Origin of the sequence: Labrys sedimenti (assembly GCF_034424805.1) — a bacterium.
GTDB classification, from domain to species: Bacteria; Pseudomonadota; Alphaproteobacteria; order Rhizobiales; family Labraceae; genus Labrys; species Labrys sedimenti.
The window spans coordinates 237,064-257,052 of the sequence record NZ_JAXOUF010000001.1 but is presented as its reverse complement, the minus strand read 5'-3'; the positions used below and the strand labels follow the sequence as shown (position 1 = coordinate 257,052).

Annotated in this window: 20 protein-coding genes; 14 read left to right on the top strand and 6 right to left on the bottom strand. The window is 63.4% G+C overall.

Features of this window, described 5'->3' with window-relative positions:
* Positions 1-177: 177 nt before the first annotated feature.
* Genes U1R88_RS01245 through U1R88_RS01235 form a run of 3 tightly spaced genes read left to right on the top strand, consistent with a single transcriptional unit; the run spans position 178 to position 3,441 of the window.
* A complete protein-coding gene (locus U1R88_RS01245; RefSeq protein ID WP_068297292.1) occupies positions 178-1,593 on the top strand; it encodes a circularly permuted type 2 ATP-grasp protein in 1,416 nt (471 codons plus the stop codon).
* A gap of 59 nt (positions 1,594-1,652) precedes the next feature.
* The gene (locus U1R88_RS01240) at positions 1,653-2,594 is read left to right on the top strand and encodes an alpha-E domain-containing protein (protein WP_322429632.1); all 942 of its coding nucleotides are present in this window, start codon (positions 1,653-1,655) and stop codon (positions 2,592-2,594) included.
* Positions 2,595-2,601: 7 nt separating this feature from the next.
* Positions 2,602-3,441 carry a transglutaminase family protein gene (locus tag U1R88_RS01235; protein WP_322429631.1) on the top strand — a complete coding sequence of 280 codons (840 nt, stop codon included), beginning with the start codon at positions 2,602-2,604 and terminating at the stop codon, positions 3,439-3,441.
* 139 nt (positions 3,442-3,580) lie between these two features.
* On the opposite strand, the gene U1R88_RS01230 is transcribed toward U1R88_RS01235, so the two are convergent.
* From U1R88_RS01230 to U1R88_RS01215, 4 genes are all read right to left on the bottom strand, one after another.
* The gene (locus U1R88_RS01230; RefSeq protein ID WP_322429630.1) at positions 3,581-3,883 is read right to left on the bottom strand and encodes a hypothetical protein; all 303 of its coding nucleotides are present in this window, start codon (positions 3,881-3,883) and stop codon (positions 3,581-3,583) included.
* A gap of 322 nt (positions 3,884-4,205) precedes the next feature.
* Complete coding sequence (locus U1R88_RS01225; RefSeq protein ID WP_322429629.1) at positions 4,206-5,648, bottom strand: FAD-binding oxidoreductase; 1,443 nt, start codon at positions 5,646-5,648, stop codon at positions 4,206-4,208.
* 32 nt (positions 5,649-5,680) lie between these two features.
* A complete protein-coding gene (locus tag U1R88_RS01220) occupies positions 5,681-6,613 on the bottom strand; it encodes a dimethylarginine dimethylaminohydrolase family protein (protein WP_322429628.1) in 933 nt (310 codons plus the stop codon).
* Positions 6,614-6,630: 17 nt separating this feature from the next.
* Positions 6,631-8,241: a zinc-binding metallopeptidase family protein gene (locus U1R88_RS01215; protein WP_425545372.1), complete on the bottom strand. Its 1,611-nt coding sequence runs from the start codon at positions 8,239-8,241 to the stop codon at positions 6,631-6,633.
* Positions 8,242-8,339: 98 nt separating this feature from the next.
* Here U1R88_RS01215 and U1R88_RS01210 point away from each other — a divergent pair, with 98 nt between their 5' ends.
* The 9 genes from U1R88_RS01210 to U1R88_RS01170 all read left to right on the top strand — a co-directional run bounded on the left by U1R88_RS01210 (position 8,340) and on the right by U1R88_RS01170 (position 16,556).
* Positions 8,340-9,248 (top strand): LysR substrate-binding domain-containing protein, encoded by a 909-nt coding sequence (locus tag U1R88_RS01210; protein WP_322429626.1) that lies wholly within the window; start codon positions 8,340-8,342, stop codon positions 9,246-9,248.
* A 118-nt stretch (positions 9,249-9,366) separates the two neighbouring features.
* Complete coding sequence (locus U1R88_RS01205; RefSeq protein ID WP_322429625.1) at positions 9,367-10,500, top strand: ABC transporter ATP-binding protein; 1,134 nt, start codon at positions 9,367-9,369, stop codon at positions 10,498-10,500.
* 98 nt (positions 10,501-10,598) lie between these two features.
* A complete protein-coding gene (locus U1R88_RS01200) occupies positions 10,599-11,714 on the top strand; it encodes an ABC transporter substrate-binding protein (RefSeq protein WP_322429624.1) in 1,116 nt (371 codons plus the stop codon).
* A gap of 58 nt (positions 11,715-11,772) precedes the next feature.
* On the top strand, positions 11,773-12,612 hold the full coding sequence (locus U1R88_RS01195) for an ABC transporter permease (protein ID WP_322429623.1): 840 nt from the start codon (positions 11,773-11,775) through the stop codon (positions 12,610-12,612).
* Positions 12,609-13,421, top strand: a complete 813-nt coding sequence (locus U1R88_RS01190) for an ABC transporter permease (protein WP_322429622.1) — start codon at positions 12,609-12,611, stop codon at positions 13,419-13,421. The genes U1R88_RS01195 and U1R88_RS01190 overlap by 4 nt, the downstream gene beginning before the upstream one ends.
* A 243-nt stretch (positions 13,422-13,664) precedes the next feature.
* Positions 13,665-14,432 (top strand): proteasome-type protease, encoded by a 768-nt coding sequence (locus tag U1R88_RS01185; protein WP_322429621.1) that lies wholly within the window; start codon positions 13,665-13,667, stop codon positions 14,430-14,432.
* Positions 14,433-14,621: 189 nt separating this feature from the next.
* The gene (locus U1R88_RS01180; protein ID WP_322429620.1) at positions 14,622-15,029 is read left to right on the top strand and encodes a DoxX family protein; all 408 of its coding nucleotides are present in this window, start codon (positions 14,622-14,624) and stop codon (positions 15,027-15,029) included.
* 364 nt (positions 15,030-15,393) lie between these two features.
* Positions 15,394-15,798, top strand: coding sequence for a DUF930 domain-containing protein (locus U1R88_RS01175; RefSeq protein ID WP_322429619.1), 405 nt, complete (start codon positions 15,394-15,396; stop codon positions 15,796-15,798).
* A 26-nt stretch (positions 15,799-15,824) separates the two neighbouring features.
* On the top strand, positions 15,825-16,556 hold the full coding sequence (locus U1R88_RS01170; protein ID WP_322429618.1) for an MOSC domain-containing protein: 732 nt from the start codon (positions 15,825-15,827) through the stop codon (positions 16,554-16,556).
* 5 nt (positions 16,557-16,561) lie between these two features.
* Here the strand turns inward: U1R88_RS01170 and U1R88_RS01165 are convergent, their stop codons facing one another.
* Positions 16,562-17,317 (bottom strand): SDR family oxidoreductase, encoded by a 756-nt coding sequence (locus U1R88_RS01165; RefSeq protein WP_322429617.1) that lies wholly within the window; start codon positions 17,315-17,317, stop codon positions 16,562-16,564.
* Positions 17,318-17,451: 134 nt separating this feature from the next.
* On the opposite strand from U1R88_RS01165, the gene U1R88_RS01160 reads away from it, so the two are divergent.
* Positions 17,452-18,342 carry an AraC family transcriptional regulator gene (locus U1R88_RS01160; RefSeq protein WP_322429616.1) on the top strand — a complete coding sequence of 297 codons (891 nt, stop codon included), beginning with the start codon at positions 17,452-17,454 and terminating at the stop codon, positions 18,340-18,342.
* Positions 18,343-18,371: 29 nt separating this feature from the next.
* On the opposite strand, the gene U1R88_RS01155 is transcribed toward U1R88_RS01160, so the two are convergent.
* Positions 18,372-18,974 carry an exopolysaccharide biosynthesis protein gene (locus tag U1R88_RS01155; RefSeq protein WP_105862748.1) on the bottom strand — a complete coding sequence of 201 codons (603 nt, stop codon included), beginning with the start codon at positions 18,972-18,974 and terminating at the stop codon, positions 18,372-18,374.
* 415 nt (positions 18,975-19,389) lie between these two features.
* On the opposite strand from U1R88_RS01155, the gene U1R88_RS01150 reads away from it, so the two are divergent.
* Complete coding sequence (locus U1R88_RS01150; RefSeq protein WP_068299266.1) at positions 19,390-19,884, top strand: (2Fe-2S)-binding protein; 495 nt, start codon at positions 19,390-19,392, stop codon at positions 19,882-19,884.
* Positions 19,885-19,989 lie beyond the last annotated feature (105 nt).

Here is a 19,989-nt window from a genome sequence, read left to right as displayed (position 1 = left end):
GCACAGGCCTCAGCCGCCATTTCAGGCAAACAATGCCAGCGCGACAGGCAAGTTGCCTTTGCGTTAGGCAAATCTGCAATTCTGCCCACGATCTCGCCAATCCTTCTGTGCAGACCGCTTGCCGCCTTGCTGGATCTCGCTCAATGTAACGCCAGATTGCACGTCTGGAGGGATTGCATGGCGGCGTTCGACGAGATGACCCTGAGCGACGGCACGATACGTCCCGCCTATGCCGATCTCGCGCAATGGCTCTCCACGGCCCCCAAGGAATTGCTGACCCACCGACGCAACGAGGCCGAGTTGCTGTTCCGGCGCATCGGCATCACTTTCGCCGTCTATGGCGACAAGGATGGCGCCGAGCGCCTGATCCCCTTCGACATCATCCCGCGCATCCTGGCAGCCCAGGAGTGGAATACGCTCAAGAGCGGCCTCGAACAGCGCGTGCGTGCGCTGAACATGTATATCAAGGACGTCTACGGCAAACGCGAAGTGGTCCGCGCCGGCGTGGTGCCGGAGGACCTGATCTTCAACAACCCGGCCTTCCGCCCTGAGATGGCGGGCCAGAGCGTGCCGCACGACGTCTATGTCCATATAGCCGGCATCGACATCGTGCGGGTCGACGCCGATACCTTCTACGTGCTCGAAGACAATGCCCGCACCCCCTCCGGCGTCTCCTACATGCTGGAGAACCGCGAAGTGACCATGCGCCTGTTCCCGGAGGTGGTGGCGCGCCATCGCATCGCGCCGGTCGAGAACTACACGGATGAACTGCTCGCCACCCTGCGCTCGATCGCCCCCCGCTCGGCCTCGCGCGATCCGGTCGTGGTCCTGCTGACGCCCGGCATGTATAATTCGGCCTATTACGAGCACTCCTTCCTGGCCGATCGCCTCGGCATCGAGATCGTCGAGGGACGCGACCTCTTCGTGCGCGACGAAATCGTCTATATGCGCACCACGCAGGGGCCTCGCCGGGTCGACGTGATCTATCGGCGCATCGACGACGACTTCCTCGATCCCCTCGCCTTCCGGCCGGATTCCGCGCTCGGCGTTCCCGGCCTGATGACAGCCTATCGTGCCGGCAATGTCACGCTGACCAATGCCGTCGGCACCGGCGTTGCCGACGACAAGGCCGTCTATTCCTACATGCCCGACATCGTGCGGTTCTTCCTCGGCGAGGAGCCGATCCTGCAGAATGTTCCGACGCATCGCTGCCGCGAGCCGGAGGCCCTCGCCTATGTGCTCGACAATCTCGAAAGCCTGGTGATCAAGGAGGTCTCGGGATCCGGCGGCTACGGCATGCTGATCGGCCCGCATGCCAGCAAGGCCGAGATCGCCGACTTCAGGGCCAAGCTGAAGGCCCAGCCCTTCGGCTATATCGCCCAGCCGACCTTGGCCCTCTCGACCTGTCCCTGCTATGTCGAGGAGGGCATCGCGCCCCGCCATGTCGACCTCAGGCCCTTCGTCCTCACTGGTTCGGACAAGGTCCGCATCGTGCCGGGTGGCCTGACCCGCGTCGCACTGAAGCAAGGCTCTCTGGTGGTGAACTCCAGCCAGGGGGGCGGCACCAAGGATACCTGGGTCCTGGATCGATGATATCAGCCCCGAACGCCCCGCAGCCGCTCTCCTGCTTCCTCTCGCCCGGACATTGACGCATGCTGTCGCGTACCGCCGATAACCTGTTCTGGCTGGCCCGCTATGTCGAACGGGCCGAATATCTCGCCCGCATCCTCGACGCGGCCTACCGCCTGTCGTCCCTGCCGGCCTCCTATGGCGGCCTGACCACGGAATGGGAGAGCGCGGTAGAGACAGCCGGATGCGGCCCGGCCTTCTTTGCCGCCTATGAGGAGGCCAATGAGCGGACGGTCACAGAGTTCCTGGCCTTTTCCGCCGAGAACCCCTCCTCGATCCGCAACTGCTTCGAGATGGCACGTACCAACGCCCGCGGCGTGCGCACCGCCCTCACGGCGGAGATGTGGTCGACCATCAACGACGCCTGGCTCCAGCTCAAGCGCTATGACTCTGCCCGGATGAGCCGCGAGGAAATCTCCCGCTTCCTCGAATGGGTCAAGGGCGTCTCCCTGATGTTCGACGGCTCGGCCTACCGCACCATGCTGCGCAACGATGCCTATGCCTTCGCACGGCTCGGCCTGTTCCTCGAGCGGGCCGACAACACGGCCCGCATTCTCGACGTCAAATATCACGTGCTGCTGCCGCCTTCGGAGAGCGTCGGCGGCAGTCTCGACTATTTCCAGTGGACGGCCATCCTGCGCGCCGTCTCCGCCCTGACCGCCTATCACTGGGTCTACAAGGAAAGCCTCAAGCCATGGCTGGTCGCCGATCTCCTGATCCTGAACACACAGATGCCGCGTTCGCTTGCTTCATGCTATGAGAACCTGAATGGGAATCTCGATCAACTCGCTCAGGTCTATGGCCGGCAAGGCCCCGCCCAGCGCCTGGCCCGTGTTACCCAGTCGCGCCTGCAGAATTTGAGCATCGACGAGGTTTTCCAGTCCGGGTTGCATGATTTCATCACCGATTTCATCACCGACAACAACAATCTGAGCACGGCGATTGCCGAGCAATATCTGATCTGACGAAACCATGCGCATCTGCGTTGCCCACGAAACCGTCTATCGCTACGAGCGGCCGGCCAAATCCGTGATCCAGACCCTGCGGCTGACCCCGCGCTCGCATAATGGCCAGCATGTGGTGCGCTGGCGCATCGACGTGGATCAAGATGTCAGGCTGAGCCAGTCCGAGGATGCCTTCGGCAATATCAGCCACGCCTTCACGGCGATCGGCAGCATCGAAAGCCTGCGGGTGCGCGTGGAAGGCGAAGTGGAGACCCATGACAATGCCGGCGTGCTGCACGGCGTCGTCGAACGTTTCCCCGTCGCCCTCTATCTGCGCGATACCGATCTCACCCAGGCCGACGCCTCGATCCAGGACTTCGCCCGCCGGAGTGCCGGGGCGGCGGAAGGCGGCCTCGCCGTCTGCCACGCCCTGATGCAGGCGATTCATGAGCGTGTCGAGGTCAATCCCGATCCAAAGCAGCCGGCAGCCGGCCTGACGCAGGCGTTCGCTGCCCGCAGCGGCGTCGCGCAGGACGTCAGCCATCTCTTCATCGCCTGCGCCCGTACGCTCAGCCTCCCGGCTCGCTATGTCAGCGGATTGCTATGGCAGCCGCCGACGCAGCAAGGCAATGCCACCCATGCCTGGGCCGAGTCCTATATCGAGGGCCTGGGCTGGGTCGGTTTCGACCCGGCACTGTCGGTCTGTCCGACCGTCCATCACATCCGAGTCGCTGTCGGCCTGGACTATCTGGGCGCCGCACCGGTACGGGGCGCCCATTACGGCGGCGAGGGCGAAAGCCTGGAGGTCAGCGTCGATATCGGCGAAAAGGGAGAGCGCCCCCAGGCGCAGCGTCAGTCGCAGAATTGACCCGGCACGTTCCCTAAAGCGTTTTGCGATTTGGTGAATTCACCAGGAATCGCAAAGACGCGTCTAATCAAAGAGTTAGAGCAATGCAGCGTTCCGTCCAAACGCACTTTGCTTTAGCGCCGACGGTGCGGGCAGGCTCTCAAGGCCGGCTTGAATCGTGTTCGTGCTCGTAGCGTCGCACCACGCCCGGCCGCAACTTCGGAGCCAGCTTGCTCACCGCGAGCGAGATCAGGATCCCGAGGACATAGCCGACCTGCAGTGCGACGGCGATGGCCACCATATCGATCAGGGCGGTCCCCAGGCCAAAACCCGCCATCCAGATGATGACCGCGCTGCCGATCGAAGCGATCAAGGCGATGATCGTGAAAGCCAGTACCGGGACAAAGGTCCCGCACAGGGTGCCCAGCACCATCGCGACGATGACAGGCCAGATCACGAACATAGGTCTCTCCAAGTATTCCGTTGGTCTGCTGCGGAACCCGGCGTCTTCGTTCTACCCGTCTGTAGCTGGAATCGATCTTGCCGATACTGGGCCGCCCGAGTCTAGCAAAAACTCCTCCGAAAGAAGGGGGCTGGCTTTTTCACCCGAAGCTGATTTCCACAAATGACGATTTCGGACAGTGAATTCTTTCGACGAAAGAAGCAATGCCCTATTCGGATGAGGTAGGCGTTATACTGGGCCGGAGCGGCAACAGCCGCATCCCGGCAGCGGCGCGAAGCTGTCTGCATTCGCCATCGATGGCATCTTCCCCGCACAGGCCGTATCAGCTCGAATGCTTGGTTTCGGGCAGACGAGACGGATCGATTACCTTGCCGGGATTCATGAGGTCAGCCGGATCGACCATCGCCTTGATCGCCTGCATCAAGCCGAGCTTGACCGGATCCGCCGTGGCATAGAGGGCATGGATGCGCTTGGAACCGACGCCGTGCTCGGCCGAAAACGAGCCGCCGCGCTGGCGGATGCCGCCATAAAGCACCGCTTCCACGCCGGCGATGTCGTCCGCCGTCAGCGCGTCTTCCGCCCGGTTAAGCATGATATGGAGGTTGCCATCGCCCAGATGGCCGAAGACGAAGGGAGCGAGCCCCGGCGAGACGCCAGCAAGGCCGGCGATACTGGCGCGCACATAGTCGTCCACTTGCGACAAGGGTAGCGAGACGTCGAAGCTGGGTGAATTGGGATGGTCGACATAGATGACGGCCGATTCCTCGCGCAGCCGCCAGATCGCCTGCTCCTGCGCCAGCGAGCTGGCCAAGACGGCGCTGGTCTCGGGATGGCTTTCCAGCATTTCCTCATAGATGGCCGCCAGTTCTTCCTGGAGAGCGGCTTCGTCGGCGCCCCCCAGAGAGAGAATGAGATAGATCTGGTGCTCCATGGAGAAATCGGGCGCCGACCAGCCGAAGTGGCGGGCGGCATAGCGGAAATAATCGGCCCACATCGCCTCAGCCGCGCGCAATTCGCCAACCCGCGCGTCGAGGGCGCGCCGGATGGCGGCAAGCGCCGCGGGCACCGAGTCGAAACCGAACAGGGCCACGGCGTGCGCCGGCGGTACGGCGTCCAGCTTGATCGCGACCCTGGTGACGATGCCGAGCGTTCCCTCGGCCCCGATCAGCAGGTGCTTGAGATCATAGCCTGCCGAATTCTTCACCACCCGGGTGAGATCGGAATAGACGGAACCATCCGGCAGCACCGCTTCCAGGCCGAGGATGCGGTGGCGCATCACGCCGTTGCGGAAGGCCATGATGCCCCCGGCATTGGTGGAGATCATGCCGCCGATGGTGGCCGATCCTCGTGCCGGCAGGTCGATGCCAGGTTCGAGGCGATGGACGAAGGCGGCCTCCTGCAGGGTCTGCAGCGTGCAGCCGGCCTCCACCACCGCCACGCGCTCATCGGCATCGAGCCGCTCGATCCGGTTCAGGCGGCGGGTCGATATCACCAGCTGTCCCGCCGTCGAGATGCCGCCGCCGACGAGGCCGGTGCGCCCGCCCTGCGGCACCATCGAGACGCCGTCACGGACGCACAGGCGCACGACCGCGGCGACTTCCCCTGTCGTCGCCGGCGAGACGACGGCGGAAGCGCCGAGATTGTCGGGCTCCTCGCCTGGATCGAGCTCGGCGATCGCTGCGCCCGTGCGGATATTGGCGACACCAACTGCCGAGGCGAGATCGGACAGGAAATCCGCTGGAAGCCTGTTTTCCTGCTCGATCATCGCCTTACCTCATTGTCTTTGGCCGTGAGCGCTCAGGCCGCGCGGCGCAGGGCCTGCGCCATGCAGTGAATACCGCCGCCCGTCTTGGATATCTCGCCGGTATCGACGGCCGCAACCTCGAATCCGCGTGCCTTGAGCTGGCCGATCAGGCTCTTGCTCGCCGTGGGTGCGATGATGCGGTCATTGCCCAGCGACATGAAGTTGCAGCCGAGCGCCATCGTATCCTGGAATGGCACGTCGATGATCTCGTGGCCCTTGGCCTTGAGCCAGTCGACGATACCCTGTTCCGTGCAAGCCAGGCACACTGCCGTCAGCTTCGGCGCGATCGGCACCACCATCAGGTCGATATGGACGTAATATTCGTCGATGAAGGCGAGCCGGACCTCCCAGCCTTCCTTCTCGAACCAGTCCGCAACCTGGCGGGCGCCCTCCTCCTGGGTGCGGGCACCCCCGCAGCCGATCAGCACGCAACCTTCTTCGATGACGTTGAAATCACCGCCCTCGAAGGTGCCCGCGGTCACCATGTCGTAGATCGGTATGCCCATCTTCTCATAGGCGCGAATGGCCGCGTAGTTCTCGCCGCGGCGCCACCAATTGGCCATGGCGGTGATGACGACGCCATAGGGGGTCATCACGCTGGAATCGCGCGTATAGACCTGCATCGGCAATTCGACTTCCGGCTCCAGCCAGTGAATGTTGACGCCGAAATGCTCATAGGCCGAGGCGAGTTCCTTGTGCTGGGCCTGCGCCGTCTGGATGTTGCAGGGCGCCTCGCGCAGATGCTTGCGCGACAGGGAACTGGTGGCCATGTGCCTCAGATAGGCCGGAGAGCCGAGCAGAACGTCGGTCAGGCGGTCGGTCTCGTTGCGAAAGCCCCAATGCTTGAGCGGCTTGGTGCCGCCGGCGAGATTCCGGCGACGCAGGGTGAAGGCATCGTCGACATGGATCTGTTCAATGCGGTTCATGGTCGTTTCCCTTTTCATCAGGTGGGGATCCACCATTCGCGCCCGCGAACGGTGGTGACATATTCAGGCCAGCGAAAGCCGATCGGCGGCGGATAATCGGCCAGCGGTGGGATCCAATTGGAGCCGCCGACGCCGCCGCCGGTGCGTTCCTCGAATTCACGACGGGCGGTGGCACGCGCCTCCTCGTCCTCGATCAGGCGCAGGGCCGAGAGCGCGATCGTCTTGGCAGCGGTCGTCACCATCGGATCGATGGTGGCAGGCATGCCGCCCAGCGCATTCATCACCCAGCCCGGATAGGTATAGCCTTCCGGAGCCCTGAGGGCCGGCCGGGCCACGTAGAAGCGGGCGGTCGGGGCATGCCAGCTCATGTCGGTATAATCGTCGGAGGTCGAGTTGAGCTGGGAGGGAGGCAGGTCCCGCCGCAGGATCGCCTCGGCTTCCTCAGGGGCGATCAGGCGCTCGCATTCGGCAAGGAAGGGCTTTTCCATCGGTTCCAGGCCGAGATTGACCTGGATCTCACGCGCAAGCCGGCAGGCCTCCTCGCCCCAGCGCGGAGCCCCCACCGTCGACATCGCATCCCAGACGACATTGGCGATGGCATGGTTGGCCAGGCCCGGGCGCGACTTGCACACCCAGTGCCGCTCATAACGGCAACCGGTCATGCCAGCGGCCATCTCGGCATTGCGGTCGAGCATGGCCGTCGCCTGCTCCGCCATGTCGAGGGTCGGCATGCGCATCATGTACTGGATCTCGGCCAGGCCCGCGGGAAGATTGTCCGCCGTCGCCTGGCCAGCCGTAAGGATCGCCTCGCTGATCGACCAGCCGCCCTGGTGGGTCAGCATGGAATCACGCAGGGCCTTGGAGGCCATGTACATCATCATCAGCGCATCATTGGCGCCTGGCGCGCGCACCGCCGAATGCGATTGCGGGATCGGTGCGCCCGCCGCCCGGTTCCAGGCCTCCGGCTCATCGCAGATGAAGCGGTAGATCATCGAATAGGCGGCGCCGCAATGGGTATCCCAGCGCACCGTGTTGCACATCGGCAGCATGTAGAAGGGATGGAAGGAGAGCATGCCGTCGAGGCCGTCATAATAGCCCTTGGCGGCATGGAGGGGCTTGGAGCCCCTCACCTTCTCGGCCGGCTCGCCGGTGAAGCGCAGCGTGCCGGCAAGGCCGTGACGCTCCATCGCCTGCTTGGTGGCCAGCAATCCGCCGAGGCTGGAGGTGCCGAGCGCGGAATGGGGATCGGTATGGCCGCCGGCATGCTCGCTGAGCCCCGGCCGCGGGCGCTTGACAGTCGCCGCATCCTGGCAATTGCCGGGCACCGCGTCATATTCGGCATACATGCCGATAACAGGCCCGCCCGTCTTGCCCGTCCAGTGCGCACAGAAGGCCGTCGGCATGCCGGCCGAGCCTTCCTCGACGGTAAAGCCATGCCGGCGCAGCAGGTCGACATACCAGCGTGCCGATTCATATTCGCGCCAGGCCGTCTCGCCGAAATCGAAGATCGTGCGGGTCCAGGTCGACAGATCGCCGGCGATGGCATCGACATGCGCAAGCGCCGTCTGCTGTGCTGAACTGGTCACATTCCACCTCCCTGATTGACGGGAAGGATAAGCGGTGAACATCGCTATCAAAAAGTGATATGTTTTGCCTGTTTGAACAAATTCCATTCACCTGTAGGCAATCATGCCCGAAATCTGGTGAGAGAATCCCGGAGCCCGTTTTGCGCATTCCCTCTACCCAGGCCCTGCGTGCCCTCGACAGCTTCGCCCGCCACGGCAGCGTCTGGCGCGCCGCCGAAGAGCTCTTTCTCACCCGCAGCGCCGTCAGCCATCAATTGCGCCTGCTCGAGCGCGATCTCGGCTTCGACCTCCTGGAGCGCAACGGCAAGGGCGTGATGCTGACCGCCCGCGGGCGCCACTATGCCAACGAGGTGCGCAAGGCCCTCACCGTCATCGGGGACGCCTCGCTGCAATATGGCGACAAGGGCGTCGCCGGCACGCTGCAGGTGAGCTGCACGCCCGGATTTGCCTCGCTTTGGCTTTGCACCCACATCGCCGAATTCCAGGACATGTATCCGGACGTGTCGCTGCGCGTGGTGACACCGCGGCGGCTCGACGACGTCTCCAATCCCGATGTCGACCTCTTCATCACCTTCGGCGACGGCAACTGGCCCAATCGGGCGGTCGAGTTGCTGTGCGAGGTCCAGTTCACACCCCTGTGCAGCCCGGCTTTGCTCAACAAGGTCGGCGGTCTCAACGAGCCCTCGGACGTGCTGAGGGCGCCGCTGCTTCATCTGGGCGATTTCGACGATTGGACGCGCTGGCTGGCTCTCGCCAATGTCGAAAACCCCAATGCCGAATGCGGCATGATCTTCTCCGACATGAATCTCGTCTTTGCCGCCGCCACCGCCGGCCAGGGCATCGCCATGGGAGACGAGTTGACCTGCAACACCGCCATGAAGGCCGGCCAGTTGGTCCGCCCCTTCGACCTCGCCATCAAGTCCCCCCGCTCCTATTTCCTGGTGATGGAGCATGCCAAGGCCGGCCATGCCGTGTCGCAGGCCTTCGCGGATTGGTTGAAGTCGGCTTTGGCGCAGACCGGCTCGACGCATCGTTCCAATTATGCTTGAGCGCCTGTAGCGGGCTGCCCGTTGGGGTGAATCAAATTTTTCCCCAGAGGCAACAACATTCAATTGTCGTGAACGATAATCACGCTTAGGCTTTGAACGGTTTTCCGGGAGGATATGCATGGCGCAAAGCGGCGGGGTAGCGGCCGGCAAGGCAGCCGGTCATTCGAGCATCGAACATGCTGCCGAGATCCGGGCCCAAGGCATCGGCAAGACGTTCGGCAAGTTCGCGGCGCTCAAGGACGTTTCGCTCACCATTGCCCGCGGCGAGTTCCTCACCCTGCTCGGGCCATCGGGTTCCGGCAAGACCACCTTCCTGATGATCCTCGCCGGTTTCGAAAAGCCCACCGTCGGTCGCCTCACCCGCGACGGGACCGATATCACCACTCTCTCCGCCGAAGAGCGAGCCTTTGGCATGGTGTTCCAGGGCTATGCGCTCTTCCCGCATATGACGGTGGAGCAGAACATCGCCTTCCCGCTACATATCCGGAAGATGCCCGGCGACGAGATCCGCCGCCGCGTCGGCGAGATGGTGGCCCGTGTCGGCCTGTCCGGCCATGGCCACAAGCTTCCCTCCAAGCTCTCCGGCGGCCAGCAGCAGCGTGTGGCCTTGGCGAGGGCGCTCGTGTTCGAGCCGCCCGTGCTCCTGCTCGACGAGCCTTTCTCCGCCCTCGACAAGAACATGCGCAACTCGATGCAGGACGAGGTCAAGCGCCTGCATGAAGAGCTCGGCACCACCTTCATCTTCGTCACGCACGACCAGAGCGAGGCGATGGCACTGTCATCGCATGTGGCGATCTTCAACCAGGGCCAGTTGCTGCAGGTCGGCACGCCGCAGGAGGTCTACGAGAAGCCGACCAACCGCTTCGTCTCGGAATTCCTAGGCGACATCAACCTCCTGCCGCTGCACGACGTCCAGCGGGAAGCCGGCAATGCCCGCGGCTCCTGCGACGGAGCCATGCTCGACGTGCCGTCCCAGACCCATGTCGGCAAGACCGGCATCCTGGCCATCCGCCCCGAGCATATGGATGTCTCGGCCAGGCCGCAGGTGGATTCGCTCAACTGCCTGGCCGGCACCGTGACGGCCTCGACCTATCTCGGCTCGGCCACCAAACTGTCCCTGGCAACCAAGAGCGGCACGCCGGTGAGCCTGACCCTGCCGACCGAACGCGCGGCGGAGGCCTTGGCAAACGGGCCCGACCTCTGGCTCACCTGGCCCAAGAGCAAGGGCTTCCTCTTGCCGGAAGATGCCTGAAACAGCTTCCTCTTCTGCAGTAAAATATCGCAAAAACAAATAATTATAACACAACTCTCACCATCCGCCTTCGCATGCCCAACAGGGGAACATCGGCTATGAATGAAGCCTTCCAGAAAGACTGCCTCGAAATCCTCGCCTCGAAGGTCGAAGCCGGCCAGATCAGCCGCCGGCGTTTCGCCCAGCTCGCCGCCATGGTGCTCGCCGGCGCCCCCTTCGCCCTGCGCACCGGCCCGGCCCGCGCCGATGGCGGCCAGCTCGTCCTGGTCAATTGGGGCGGCGATGCCATCAAGGCCTATGACGCCGCCTATGGCCAGCCCTTCCAGCAGGAAACCGGCATCACCGTGAAGGAAGACGGCACCGGCCCGACCGAGGGCGGCATCACCGCCCAGTTCAAGAGCGGCAAGCCGACCTGGGACATCGTGGACGCCGATCCGTTCTCGGCCATCTCCCTGGGCAAGCAGGGCATGCTCGAGCCGATCGACTACAAGGTGGTCGACAAATCGAAGTTCCGGCCGGGCTTTGGCTGGGAACACGCCTCCTCGACCTATTTCTTCTCCTATATCATTGCCTATGACGCCTCGAAATTCGGTGACAAACCGCCGACCGGCATGGCCGATTTCTTCAACGTGGAGAAGTTCCCGGGTAAGCGTTCGCTCTACAAATGGGGCGCCGGCATGTGGGAGGCGCTGCTGCTCGGCGATGGCGTGGCGCCGGAAAAGCTCTATCCGCTCGATCTCAAGCGCGCCCACGACAAGCTCGCCGCCTTCAAGGACAATGTGGTGTCCTATTGGGGCGGCGGTGCCGAAAGCCAGCAGGTGCTGCTGAGCGGCGATGCCTCGATGGCGCTGATCTGGTCGACCAGGGCCTCGATCCTGGAGAAGGACTCCGGCGGTCAGATCAAGTTCATCTGGGACCAGGGCTTGATTTCGCCCGGCGCCATGGCGGTGATCAAGAACAATCCCGGTGGCAAGGACAATGCGATGAAATTCATCGCCAGCGCGCAGGATCCCAAAAAGCAGCTGGTGATGTTCGACATGCTCGGACAGGGCCCCGCCAATCCGGCCACCGATGCCCTCATCCCCGCCGACCAGAAGCGCCTCAACCCGGTCGATCCCGCCAATATGAGCAAGCAGATCACCCTCGACATGAACTGGTATGCCGAAAACTACGGCGCTGCGCTGGACGCCTACACCAAGATCATTTCGGCCTGACCTTTCATCCACTGCCCGGGCCCCAAAGCCCGGGCAGTGAGGACATGCGAGAGCGTTCATGCACAAGCCCTTGTCTTCGCTTTCATTCCTAGTTCTGGCAGGGCCGTTGCTGGCGTTCCTGACGCTGGTCTATCTCATTCCCTTCCTCGGCGTCGCCCAGTGGAGCATCACGCTGCCAGAACCCGGATTGACGCAATATCAAAGGCTTGCCGGCGATCCGCTGGTGCTCTCGGTCTTCCTGCGCACCTTCCGCATCTGCGCCATGGTGACGGCGATCACCGTCATCGCTGCCTATATGATCGCCTATGTCTGGGTGCGCGGCACGCCCATGCAGCAGCGCCTCGCCGAACTGTGCATCCTCATCCCCTTCTGGATCTCGGTGCTGACCCGCGCTTTCGGCTGGCTCGCTTTGCTGTCCAATCGCGGCCTCGTCAACAACTGGCTCCAGAGTCTGGGCTTCATCTCCGAGCCGCTGACGCTGGTGCGCAACGAATTCGGCGTCATCATCGGCATGTCGCATTTTCTCATTCCCTTCGCCGTGTTTCCGCTGGCCTCGGCCATGCGCAGCCTGGATGAGCGCGTCTTCCTCGCCGCCCGCGGCATGGGAGCCGGTTCGATGCGCATCTTCTGGTCCGTCTTCGTGCCGATGACCTTTTCCGGCATCATCGGCGCCACGCTCATCGTCTTCGTGTTCGCCCTCGGCTTCTTCGTCACACCCGCCATTCTCGGCGGCGGCCGCAGCGTGATGGTGGCGGAACTCATCTATCTGCGCATGTTCCAGAGCCCGGACTGGGGCCTGGGCGCGGCGATCAGCGTCACGCTGGTGGTGATCGTGGCGGTGCTGATGGGCCTGCTGTTCCGCTATGCCCGCCTCGGCGATACGGGAGTGTCCAAATGACGTCGCACCGCCCCGGCCTGATCGCGCTCACCGCGGCCGCCCTCGTCGCCGTCTTCCTGCTACTGCCGCTACTGGCCGTGGTGCCGGTGTCGTTCACCGCGGCCCGCTACCTCTCCATGCCCAACGGCAACTACGCCCTGACCCATTACCGTACCCTGTTCACCAATCCGGACTGGGCCAACTCCATCCTGCTCAGCATCCGCATCGGCGTGGTCTCGAGCGCCCTCGCCACCACGCTGGCGACCCTGTTCTGCGTGGGCATCTGGATGTTCCGTCCCCGCTTCAGCGCGGCCCTTGTCGGCTTCGTGCTGCTGCCGATGATCGTGCCGCCGGTCGTCTCGGCGATGACGCTCTATTTCCTGCTCACCGGACTATCGCAGATCAGTTCCATCATCGGCTTCGACACCTGGCTCGGTGTGGTGCTCGCCCATGTGGTGATGATCGTTCCCTTCTGTGTGGTGCTAATCCTGGTCTCGCTCAGCCAGGTCGACCGGCGCATCGATCTGGCCGCCCGCGGCATGGGCGCAAGCGTCTGGCAGCGCGCCACCAGGATCATCCTGCCCAACATCAAGTTCGGGCTGCTGACGGCGGCTATGCTCTCCTTTGTGCTGTCCTGGGAGGAAATCGGCGTCACCCTCTTCATCACCAGCGTGAACGCCATCACTCTCCCCCGGCTGATGTGGAGCGGCGTACGCGACAACATCGATCCGGCCATCGCCGCGATCTCCGTCATCCTGATCGTGCTGACCACCCTGGTGCTCGTCATCCGCATGGTCTATTCGAGCCTGCGCTCGGCGCCGAAGCATTAAGCCTGTCGTCATTGCGAGCGAAGCGAAGCAATTCAGTTCCGTGTATCGGGGCAAGACTGGATTGCTTCGCTTCGTTCGCAATGACGACGGCGGCCCGCTCCCCTGCCGCCATTTGCCGCTCTCCCGACCGGCTTTGCGCCCGTAGGCGGCAAACGAATCTTGTTCTATGGGAAGGGCGTGGCAGCCTGAAGGTTCGGGCTCGCTGGGAGGGTACCGCCGACGGGCGGCTTGGGAGTTCAGTCGATGACCTATTGCGTCGGGATTTCGGTTCGCGAGGGCCTGGTGATGATCGCGGATACGCGCACCAATGCCGGCATCGACAACATCGCGACATTCCGCAAGCTGCATGTATTCGAGGAGCCGGGTGAGCGCGTCCTGGCGGTGTGCACCTCCGGCAACCTCTCGGTTAGTCAGGCCGTGCTCGACCACATCCAGGAAGGCCTGGAAAATCCCCACACCGGCGCGGTCGACACGCTGATGAGCATGCCCAGCATGTTCAAGGCCGCGCAGCTGATCGGCCGGGCCATCCGCCAGGTCTACGCCACCGATGGCCGCAGCCTGGAGGAACACAACAGCCGCTTCGACGTGGCCTTCCTGTTCGGCGGGCAGATCAAGGGCGGCAAGATGCGGCTTTTCATGATCTATTCGGCCGGCAATTTCATCGAGGTGACGGCCGATACGCCCTATCTGCAGATCGGCGAGCACAAATATGGCAAGCCCATCCTCGACCGCGCCGTGAACTACGAGACGGAAATGCCGGACGCCCTCAAGGTCGGCCTGATCTCGATGGACTCCACCATGCGCTCCAATCTCGGCGTCGGCATGCCGATCGACATCCTCACGGTGCGGCGCGATGCGCTCAAATCCGAGATCGGCCATCGCATCGAGCCCGGCGAGCCCTATTTCCACGATCTGCGCGAACGCTGGTCGGCGGCCTTGCGGGCCGCCCACATCGCCATTCCCAGGCCGCCCTATATCATCGGCAAGACGGGCGTGCTCGACACGCCCTGAATCGGAGCGGATCGGCGCGTGTCTTGCTGGAGACTGCCACCGGAACGCCCCGGAAAACCTGCCAAATCTGCAATGAAGTTAAACAAGAACGTGATGGTTCGTGATCGCCGAACCAGCCCCGCGGGCTGGAAAGAGGCATGCCGATAACTTAAGGCTGCCTTTCCCCTCAGCGACCACGGACGGAGCAGCATGTCGCAATCCTCGACGCAATCGACCCTCCAGGCCTATGCGCCGACCATCCTTTCCCTCGTACGCATCGTTGCCGGCCTGATCTTCCTGGCCCACGGCACCCAGAAGCTGTTCGGCTTTCCCGCACTCGCGCCGGATCGCGAGATCCCCGTCTTCGGCCTGATGTGGTTCGGCGGCATACTCGAGGCCTTCGGCGGCCTGCTGATCGTGATCGGCCTGTTCACCCGCCCCGTCGCCTTCATCCTTTCCGGGCAAATGGCGGTGGCCTATTTCATGTTCCACGCGCCGAAATCCTTCTTCCCCGCCCTGAACGGCGGCGACGCCGCCATCCTCTACTGCTTCCTCTTCCTCTATTTCGTCTTTGCCGGTCCCGGATCAATCAGCCTGGACGCGGCACGCAAGCGGTAGGATCGAACCGCACCACCATGCAGATGCCAGACCCCTCCACGGATCGACAAGGTGCGGATGAAGCGTTAGGTTGCGCTCCCTGAATCGGCTCGGAACACCGTGGGGCTGAAGTCAACCCCACGGTGTTCCGAGCCGTTCCCACTCGCCATGGAGACGACTGCCTCGGCCATCGGGGCTGTCGCCCCGGGACAAGAGAGCGTGGTCGCCAAAGGCCCGTTGTTCCGGTTCCTCGTTTCCAAACGCCGCGTGATTTTCCGGGTTCCCGCCCGATCGCACGGCACGTGGCGGGGATCATGGCCAATACCGGGCTGTGCCGTTCGTTCACGCGATCCGGCCCACGCCCGTTTCTGCCTGGACTGGATGAATGAAATCGACGCTGCTTTCGATCGCCCTGATCGCCCTTGCCCTGACACCCGCCTCAGCACGCCAGAACGCCAAGCCCGGACGGACCGAAGCCGGCCTCGCCAAGCTGGCCCCCGCCGATCGGTTTCAGCAGGCCTGCGACATCGAGTTGATGGAAAGGCTGCGTCACGAATCCCGCCCCTACAAACCCGACAGCGTGATCGCCTATGCGCTGGGCGATCCCCATGTGACGGGCGACACGCTCAAGGGTGACGGCGGTGCATTCCGCAGCGGCGGGATCTGGTACCAATATTCCTTTACCTGCGAAGCGACGCCTGATCGCATGAAGGTGATATCGCTGGAGTACAGGGTCGGTGAAGCCGTGCCGCGCGATGAATGGGATTCTCACGGCCTCTCCATTCACTGATCTCCTTCAACCCCGGATAGAGGCGCATGGGCATGGGCAAGGACGGTTCGATCGGCATCATCCGCCGGATCCAGCGTTTCCCGGTCAAATCCATGGGCAGCGACATCCTGGACATGGCGGAGCTGCGCTGGAACGGCTTGGCCGGCGACCGGCAATATGCCTTCGTGAAAACACAGGACCGCGGCCGCTTTCCCTACCTCACCGGCCGGGACCTGCCGGATCTGCTGCTCTATCGCGCCCGCTACCTCACCCCGGGGGATCCCAAGACTTCGGCACTCACCGTGGTCTCGCCAAAAGGCGGCGAATACGACATTGACGATCCTGCCTTGTGCCGTGAATTGAGCGAAGCGGCCGGTGAGCCCGTGCATCTCATGCAGCTCGGCCGCGGCCATTTCGACAGCGCCGTCATCTCGCTGGTGAGCACGACGACGGCCGGCCGCCTGGCGCAGGCCCATGGCGGCGATATCGACCTGCAGCGCTTCCGCATCAATCTCCTGATAGAGCCCGCGGATGCCGGGACCTGGGAACGGGACTGGCTCGGCAAGCGGGTCTCAATCGGCAACCGGGAGGTCCGCTTGCGCACCGACCGGCCGATCGACCGCTGCGTGATGATCACCCTCGATCCGCAGACGGCCCAGCGCACACCCGCGATCATGAAGACGGTCGCACGCCAGTTCACCAACCAGATCGGCATTTACGGCACCATCGAGCAGCCCGGGACGATCACCCTGGACGACGACATCCGTCTCGCCGATTGAGCGGCTCAGATGGCCTGACCGCCCGAAACCTCGATCCGCTGGGCGTTGACCCAGCGATTGGCGTCCGTCAACAGGCTCGCGATCATCGGCCCGACGTCCTCGGCCACTCCGGCTCGCCCAAGCGCGGTCATCTGCGCAAAGATCTTGTTGATGCTGTGGTCGTCGCGCACGGCACCACCGCCGAAGTCGGTCTCGATCGCTCCCGGCGCCACGGTATTGACCGCAATCCGCCTTTCGCCCAGTTCCTTGGCCAGATAGGTCGACAAGACCTCCACGGCTCCCTTGGCCGCGGCATAGGCAGCATAGCCCGGATAGGACATGCGTGTCAGGCCGGAGGATAGGTTGACGATGCGCCCGCCATCCGCCATCAGGGGCAGCAGGGCCTGGGCGAGGAAGAAGACGCCTTTGAAATGGACGTTGACCAGGGCATCGAACTGCGCCTCGGTGGTCTGGCCGATCAGGGCGTAGTCGCCATGGCCGGCATTGTTCACGAGATGATCGAATGTCCCCCGCGACCAGTTGTCGTGCAGCGCTGCCCGCACCCTTTCGACGAAAGCGGCGAAGGCCGTGACGTCACCTGTATCGAGTTGAAGGGCGATCGCCTTCCGGCCCATGGCCTGGATTTCGGCGACGACCGCCTCGGCATCCTCGCTCCGGCTGCGATAGGTGAGGATGACATCGCCGCCAAGGCGGGCAATATTGAGGGCCGTGCTGCGGCCAAGACCGCGACTGGCCCCGGTTACGAGTGAAATCCTGGTCATCGGGCAAACTCCGTTGGTGTGATGGCACTCGGTATCGGGCCAAACCTGCCTTCGGTGTTGCTGGAATCTCGATGTTTCTTGCCTAATCCTCCAAGAGACATGCAGGACGGGCGCGAAACGCGTAGGCTGTCACCATGACCGCCCTGCTTGAAGCCATCCGTCGCCATGCCCAAGTCCACGCCAGCTCGAACGGTATCGCAGCCACGCCGATTCCGAGTCTCACCACCGTGCGGGCAACGGCGCCCAGCGGCCTGGTCCATGCCATCTCCCGTCCCCTCGCCTGCCTTGTGCTGCAGGGAAGCAAGCATGTCACCATGAGCATGCAGGCCTTCGACTTCGCGGCTGGCGATTCCCTGCTGATCACCGCGGACGTGCCGACCGTGAGCCAGATCACCCGCGCCAGTGCCACGGCTCCCTATCTGTCGCTGGTGCTGGAGCTTGACGCCGGCGTGATAGCCGACCTGGCTGCGCAGATGCATGCCGCCGGCGGGGCCGACCATGCCCCGGTACGCGTCCAGCCAACCGATGCCGAGGTCGCCGATGTGGCGTTACGGCTGATGCATTTGCTCGATCGTCCGGCTTCGGTGCCGGTGCTGCAAGCTCAACTCGTGCGTGAGATGCATTACTGGCTGCTGGCCGGCCGTCACGGGGCGGCAATCCGACGTCTGGGCTGGCCGGATGGCCACGCGCAGCGCATCGCGCGTGCCGTTGCGGTGTTGAGGGCCGAATTCATGCAGCCCTTGCCGGTCGAGCGCCTGGCTGCGGCGGCCGGCATGAGTTCCTCCTCATTCCACCAGCATTTCAGGTCGATAACCTCCCTCTCTCCCCTGCAATTCCAAAAGCAGCTGCGTCTGATCGAGGCCAGGCGGCTGATGCAGGCCGAGGGGATGGGCGCCAGTGGGGCGGCATTCGCGGTCGGCTATGAGAGCGTTCCCCAATTCACCCGCGAATATGGCCGGTTGTTCGGCCTGCCGCCAATTCGCGACATCAAGGCAGCGAGAGGACGCGCCCGAACGGCCGCCTGAGCAACGCAGGACCTGCCGCTGCGCGCGCCTCAGAAGATCGCCAGGGCGCCCTGGAAGATGAGATAGCCGAGCCCGGCCGTGATCAGCAGGCCGACGCTGGTGGCGATATAGCCGGCCAGGATGACGGCGCCGTCGCGCTCGACCAGGCCGAGGCCGAGAATGCAGATGGGAATGCCGAGCGGGATGTTGCCGATGATCGGGATGGGCAGCAGCAGGGCAAGGCCCAGCACCAGCGCGACGATGCCCACGATCCGCCGGGAGCGCGCATCCGCGAACAGATGCAGGCGCGGCTTGGCGAATCGCTCGACCCACTGGATCCAGGGCTCTGCCTTGGTGACGATGCGCTGCAGGTCCTTGCGGGCAAAGCTGCGCTTGGCCAGGAACTGCGGCAGCCACAGATTGTCGCGCCCCATCACCATCTGGGCCGCGATCAGGGCAACGATGATGCCGCAGATCACCGGAATGCCCGGCGGCATCGGCAGGCAGTTCGGAATGCCGAACAGCAGGAACAGAATACCGAAGGCACGGTTGCGCATGGCGGCCGTCAGGTCGCCGAAATAAATGCGCTCCTCCCCTTCCGCCGAGGCAATCGCCGCAAGGAGTTCGGATGTTCTGGGGTTACGCGGTTCCAAAATAGGGCTGACTCGTGGGATCCTTGCCGGGCTTATAGTGGGACTCTGCGACAATTTCGAGATGATTGTGCTGCCGGACGCCAAACCGGGCACGGCATTTGCGGATGGGTGTTGTGCTTTTGCCGCATAGTTCCCTTTGCAGCACAACATTCCATGCTGCATCGCAAGACGTGTGTGCTCGTGCTGTCTTGTCGCAGGGGGGCTCCATCATTTTTGTTCGAAAAATCGAAAAAATCGCGAAAAACCCCGCAAAAACGACCCTCAACTTTTCAAGCTTGTCACTTGACCACCGAAAAACGGGGGTCCAGACTGGAATTATTCCGATCTGCTTCATGAGAGTCCTTCGTTCAGACCACCAAATGAATGGTGGCGAACACAGAGGGGACAACAGATCGCGAACCGGTTGGAGGACCCCATGGCTTCCGTTTCGCTTCTCGTCAACGGACGGGAAATTACGGCTGATATTGACCCACGTACTTTGCTTGTCGAATTTCTGCGCGAGCACCTCAGGCTTACCGGTACCCATGTTGGCTGCGATACCAGCCAATGCGGTGCCTGCGTGGTGCATATTGACGGCAAGGCCGTCAAATCCTGCACCACCCTCGCCGTCCAGGCCAGCGGCAGCTCGGTGACGACCATCGAGGGCCTGGCAAATAACGGCCAGCTCCATCCGATGCAGGAAGCCTTCCGCGACAATCACGGCCTGCAATGCGGCTTCTGCACGCCCGGCATGATCATGACCTCGGTCGCCATGGTCGACCGGCTCGGCGGCGATCTCGACGAGGCCACCATCCGCCATGAGCTGGAAGGCAATATCTGCCGCTGCACCGGCTACCACAACATCGTCAAGGCGGTGGCGGCAGGCGCCAAGGCCATGAGCGAAGGCGAGGCGCTGCAGGCGGCCGAATAATCGTTCTCTCCCGGACTGCGTCATCCGACTGTCAGCGGCCGCTCAAATGCGCCTTCGACCGACGCTCCGGATTTCGAGCTTTTCATCGACACTCTCGGCGAAGCC

What these genes read in the sequence shown, in the direction of transcription:
- U1R88_RS01245 (WP_068297292.1), top strand. Translation starts at nt 178, where the DNA reads ATGGCGGCGTTCGACGAGATGACCCTGAGCGACGGCACGATACGTCCC.
- U1R88_RS01240 (WP_322429632.1), top strand. Translation starts at nt 1,653, where the DNA reads ATGCTGTCGCGTACCGCCGATAACCTGTTCTGGCTGGCCCGCTATGTC.
- U1R88_RS01235 (WP_322429631.1), top strand. Translation starts at nt 2,602, where the DNA reads ATGCGCATCTGCGTTGCCCACGAAACCGTCTATCGCTACGAGCGGCCG.
- U1R88_RS01230 (WP_322429630.1), bottom strand. Translation starts at nt 3,883, where the DNA reads ATGTTCGTGATCTGGCCTGTCATCGTCGCGATGGTGCTGGGCACCCTG.
- U1R88_RS01225 (WP_322429629.1), bottom strand. Translation starts at nt 5,648, where the DNA reads ATGATCGAGCAGGAAAACAGGCTTCCAGCGGATTTCCTGTCCGATCTC.
- U1R88_RS01220 (WP_322429628.1), bottom strand. Translation starts at nt 6,613, where the DNA reads ATGAACCGCATTGAACAGATCCATGTCGACGATGCCTTCACCCTGCGT.
- U1R88_RS01215 (WP_425545372.1), bottom strand. Translation starts at nt 8,241, where the DNA reads ATGTTCACCGCTTATCCTTCCCGTCAATCAGGGAGGTGGAATGTGACC.
- U1R88_RS01205 (WP_322429625.1), top strand. Translation starts at nt 9,367, where the DNA reads ATGGCGCAAAGCGGCGGGGTAGCGGCCGGCAAGGCAGCCGGTCATTCG.
- U1R88_RS01200 (WP_322429624.1), top strand. Translation starts at nt 10,599, where the DNA reads ATGAATGAAGCCTTCCAGAAAGACTGCCTCGAAATCCTCGCCTCGAAG.
- U1R88_RS01195 (WP_322429623.1), top strand. Translation starts at nt 11,773, where the DNA reads ATGCACAAGCCCTTGTCTTCGCTTTCATTCCTAGTTCTGGCAGGGCCG.
- U1R88_RS01190 (WP_322429622.1), top strand. Translation starts at nt 12,609, where the DNA reads ATGACGTCGCACCGCCCCGGCCTGATCGCGCTCACCGCGGCCGCCCTC.
- U1R88_RS01185 (WP_322429621.1), top strand. Translation starts at nt 13,665, where the DNA reads ATGACCTATTGCGTCGGGATTTCGGTTCGCGAGGGCCTGGTGATGATC.
- U1R88_RS01180 (WP_322429620.1), top strand. Translation starts at nt 14,622, where the DNA reads ATGTCGCAATCCTCGACGCAATCGACCCTCCAGGCCTATGCGCCGACC.
- U1R88_RS01175 (WP_322429619.1), top strand. Translation starts at nt 15,394, where the DNA reads ATGAAATCGACGCTGCTTTCGATCGCCCTGATCGCCCTTGCCCTGACA.
- U1R88_RS01170 (WP_322429618.1), top strand. Translation starts at nt 15,825, where the DNA reads ATGGGCATGGGCAAGGACGGTTCGATCGGCATCATCCGCCGGATCCAG.
- U1R88_RS01165 (WP_322429617.1), bottom strand. Translation starts at nt 17,317, where the DNA reads ATGACCAGGATTTCACTCGTAACCGGGGCCAGTCGCGGTCTTGGCCGC.
- U1R88_RS01160 (WP_322429616.1), top strand. Translation starts at nt 17,452, where the DNA reads ATGACCGCCCTGCTTGAAGCCATCCGTCGCCATGCCCAAGTCCACGCC.
- U1R88_RS01150 (WP_068299266.1), top strand. Translation starts at nt 19,390, where the DNA reads ATGGCTTCCGTTTCGCTTCTCGTCAACGGACGGGAAATTACGGCTGAT.